The 3,502-nt window shown below is 41.7% G+C and carries 3 protein-coding genes and 2 pseudogenes; 2 read left to right on the forward strand and 3 right to left on the reverse strand.

Going from position 1 to position 3,502, the window contains the following annotated elements; all coding sequences use genetic code 11:
• A partial coding sequence (locus tag IE056_RS18825) for an ATP-binding protein (RefSeq protein ID WP_189606417.1) occupies positions 1-225 on the reverse strand: 225 nt, incomplete at its 3' end.
• 227 nt (positions 226-452) lie between these two features.
• Here IE056_RS18825 and istA point away from each other — a divergent pair.
• Together istA and istB are read left to right on the forward strand one after the other, a co-directional pair.
• A complete protein-coding gene (gene istA / locus IE056_RS18185; RefSeq protein ID WP_189606415.1) occupies positions 453-2,006 on the forward strand; it encodes an IS21 family transposase in 1,554 nt (517 codons plus the stop codon).
• 75 nt (positions 2,007-2,081) lie between these two features.
• A pseudogene (gene istB, locus IE056_RS18190) lies at positions 2,082-2,770 on the forward strand (IS21-like element helper ATPase IstB).
• A gap of 54 nt (positions 2,771-2,824) precedes the next feature.
• On the opposite strand, the gene IE056_RS18195 reads toward istB, so the two are convergent.
• Together IE056_RS18195 and IE056_RS18200 are read right to left on the reverse strand one after the other, a co-directional pair.
• The gene (locus IE056_RS18195; RefSeq protein ID WP_189606416.1) at positions 2,825-3,097 is read right to left on the reverse strand and encodes an ATP-binding protein; all 273 of its coding nucleotides are present in this window, start codon (positions 3,095-3,097) and stop codon (positions 2,825-2,827) included.
• Between the two features lie 24 nt (positions 3,098-3,121).
• Positions 3,122-3,502 (reverse strand): annotated as a pseudogene (locus tag IE056_RS18200) (hypothetical protein); the annotation flags it as partial.

The raw sequence follows: 3,502 nt of genomic DNA on the forward strand, positions 1-3,502 counted from the left end.
ATCAAAGAACTTCAGGAAGCTTCCATCAATACGGGCCATTTTAGTTTTCATCAGTAATTTCTGTGTGTTGAAGTACAGTACCTTATTTCCCTGGCTACAGGCCTGATGTCCTAAAGCCGAGGCAAGGAAGCTTTTGCCGCAGCCTGTGGCCCCGGTAATTAATACCGATTCCCCTTTTTCCAGGTATGTTCCGGTAGCCAGTTCGGTGATCTGGTCTTTATTGATTGGGTATTACGGTTTGAATCGTGCCAGTTAAAACGGTCCTGTGATGCCAGGTAAAACGGTTCAAATGATGCCACTTTTGCTTATTTGAATTTATGGATTACGGTTCGAATGATGCCATTTTGGGTTCTTCTCCGGGAATTCGGTTCAACCATCAGAGTATTACGGTTCGAATGGTGCCACTTTAAAAGATCAAGTAAAAACTACCTTGTCGCTATAAATACAGCGATATGGCCAACACACTTGATCCTATGGACTTGAAACAAATTATTTCCCTTCATCTTGATGGGTTTAGTAACCGCAAAATTGGTTCCACCTTAGGAATCTCCCGTAACACAGTTAATATTTATATGAAGTTGTTTACAGGAAGCCAATATTCTTTAAAAGAATTACTGCTTTTTGACAACTCGGCCTTATCTGAATTATTTTCCTCCCATACCACCCTTGATGTTGAAAGGCATAATGAACTAATGCTATACTTTGAAGGGGTCAATAAAGCCCGGAATCATCCTGGTTTTACCTTTTTATATCATTACCAGCAATATGTTCAGTTAGCTAAAGACCCTTATAGCTATACCCAGTTTCTGGAACATTACCGGCGAAAGTATTCTAAAGAAAAGGGATCGATGAAGCTTGAGCATGAAGCTGGAAAAGAAATGTTTATAGACTTTGCCGGAAAGAAACTTCACATTGTAAATAAAGAAACAGGAGAAATCATTGCTGTTGAAGTATTCGTTGCTATTCTTCCTAATAGCCACTATACTTATGTGCAAGCCTGTCTAACCCAAAAACGCGGTGATCTGATTGCTTGCTGCACTGGGGCTTTAAACTTTTACGGTGGAGTTCCTAAAGCCATTGTCTCTGACAATCTTAAATCAGCAGTAACCAGGGCTAGTAAGTATGAGGCAGAAATCAACCGAACCTTCAAGGACTTCGCCCGCCACTACAACTGCGTGATCAATCCGCCCCGTGGGTATGCACCTCAAGATAAGGCGTTGGTTGAGAATGCCGTGCATCTTTCTTACCAGCGGATTTACTATCCCCTTCGGGAGATGACCTTCTTCTCTTTAGAGGACCTAAACAGGGAGATAAGAAAGCTGCTAAGCGCCTATAATAATTTATTGTTTAAACGCAAGGAAGCCATTCGTACGGAGCTTTATCAATCCGTCGAGCGTCAGTATCTAAAGCCACTCCCTTCAAGTTCGTATGAGTTGAAGGATTATCGAAAAGCAAAGGTCCAAAAGATGGGCTATGTGTACTTCTCTCCCGATAAAAGTTACTACAGTGTTCCTTATCGATATATCGGAAAAGAGACCTGTATTCATTATACCAAAGGTATGATCGAGGTTTACTTTTATCAGGAAAGAATAGCGCTACATCCGCGCAATGGAGCCAAGGGGAGCTACATCACAAATACAGAACATCTCAGTAGTACTCATAAATTTTATTCCGACTGGAACCCGGAATTCTTCAAGAGAAAAGCAACACCTCACGGGCCATATGTCTTAAGTTGTATAGAAAAAATACTCACCTCACATGATTATCCTGAAATAGGTTATAAGCGTGCTATGGGAGTCATTCAGCTTCACAAAGCCTATGGTTCCGACAGACTCAATAACGCCTGTAAAAGAGCCTTGGAAGGAGAGGCTTCTTCCTACCAACATATAAAGAACATCCTTAAAAACAATATGGATAGAGCATCATTATTCTACCAGGATCTCGAGCAAACAACCAACCATATACCGGTACATCCCAACATACGAGGTGCCTCTGCTTACAAATAATAATCACTAATTAAATTAAAAACAATGAACAACAACCAGACTATTGAAAAATTAAAAACAATGCGATTAGGCGCTATGGCCCAGCTACACCTTCAGCACGTCAAAGATAACCGCTTTGGTGAAATGACCTGTGATGAGTACCTGGCCCTGCTCACAGATCATCAATGGGAGGACCGGGAGAATAAGAAAATTGACCGGCTTCTAAAACAGGCCAGCTTTAGACAAAATGCAAATCTTGCTGATATTAATTATTCCCCCGAGAGAAATCTGGATAAAAATATGTTTGCGCGCTTATGCACCCTTGATTTTATAACCAGAAAAGAAGGCTTATAATCTGTGGCGCATCTGGAGTGGGTAAAAGTTATATCGTGCAGGCATTGGGGCACCAAGCTTGTCTCTCTGGTTATAAAACCTTTTACACTATTACTGCAAGGATCTTCAAGAAACTAAAACTCAGCAAGGTGGATGGCACCTATTTAAAGGAGCTGGAAAAATTAACAAAAGCCGATCTCCTTATTCTGGATGACTTTGGGCTACAGGCTTTGGATAATCAGGACAGAGAGACACTTATGGATATTATTGATGATCGTCACGGTCAAAAATCCACAATAATATCATCCCAAATACCAGTCTCTGCCTGGTACGAAATTATAGGAGGGGAAGGGACTTTAGCTGATGCTTTACTCGATAGAATTGTAAACTCTTCTCATCGCATTGATTTAAAAGGAGAATCTTTAAGAAAGGGAATCCTAAAGAAGGAATAACATTAATTTTTTATATAATTGCAGTATCTTTTATAGTGGCACTGTTTGACCGTTTTACCTGGCATGGTCCCTCCGATATATCCAATTGATTCCCCTGGCGGTTTCCAGGTTTAATTCCTCTATGGTAGCCTGGTAACGGAACTGGGCACTTTTCTTCAGGCGTTCAAAACGCCGGTGGATACGTTCTTCAGCTTCGGCCTGTAACAATACTTCCAAGCCTTCCCCCAGGGATAGCTCGTGGTGTTGCCGGGTTTCTATCATAGCTTTCCAGCTTCGGTGCATTCCCCCGAGCCGGAGTTGTGATAATTGATTTTCAATGGTGTTCATGTGATATTTAATTTTAATAGTTACTTATTTATAAAAAGAAGCCCCGCGGATATTCCCATGAGTGGGTAGGGATTTTATCTGTGGTTCTTCCTGATAGTCGGTCATCCGGTTCTCCAGGACCTGCTTTAAGAACCGGTAAGAATACTGCCCATGGTCCAGGGCAATGCTGCAGGCTTTAATAAAAATATCGCGATTGGTTTTCCGGGACAGGTTCAGTATACCATCACAGGTTTTGTAAAGCTGCTCGGGATATTTATCCTGTTTAAACAAGGCTTCCATGTACCGGTAAAGTTCTTCAGAGTGGTTATACCCACGTTGCAGGTAATAGGTGGGGCTACGCTCTTTATAATACTGGTGGTGGGAACACAGGTGTTCCTTCCGGGTGGTATAACCTGCTTTTTTGTG

It is taken from the genome of Salinimicrobium marinum (genome assembly GCF_014651535.1).
Classification (GTDB): domain Bacteria; phylum Bacteroidota; class Bacteroidia; order Flavobacteriales; family Flavobacteriaceae; genus Salinimicrobium; species Salinimicrobium marinum.

Excerpts from the sequence above, each read along its gene's own strand:
- istA (WP_189606415.1), top strand. The coding sequence starts at position 453 with ATGGCCAACACACTTGATCCTATGGACTTGAAACAAATTATTTCCCTT.
- IE056_RS18195 (WP_189606416.1), bottom strand. The coding sequence starts at position 3,097 with ATGAACACCATTGAAAATCAATTATCACAACTCCGGCTCGGGGGAATG.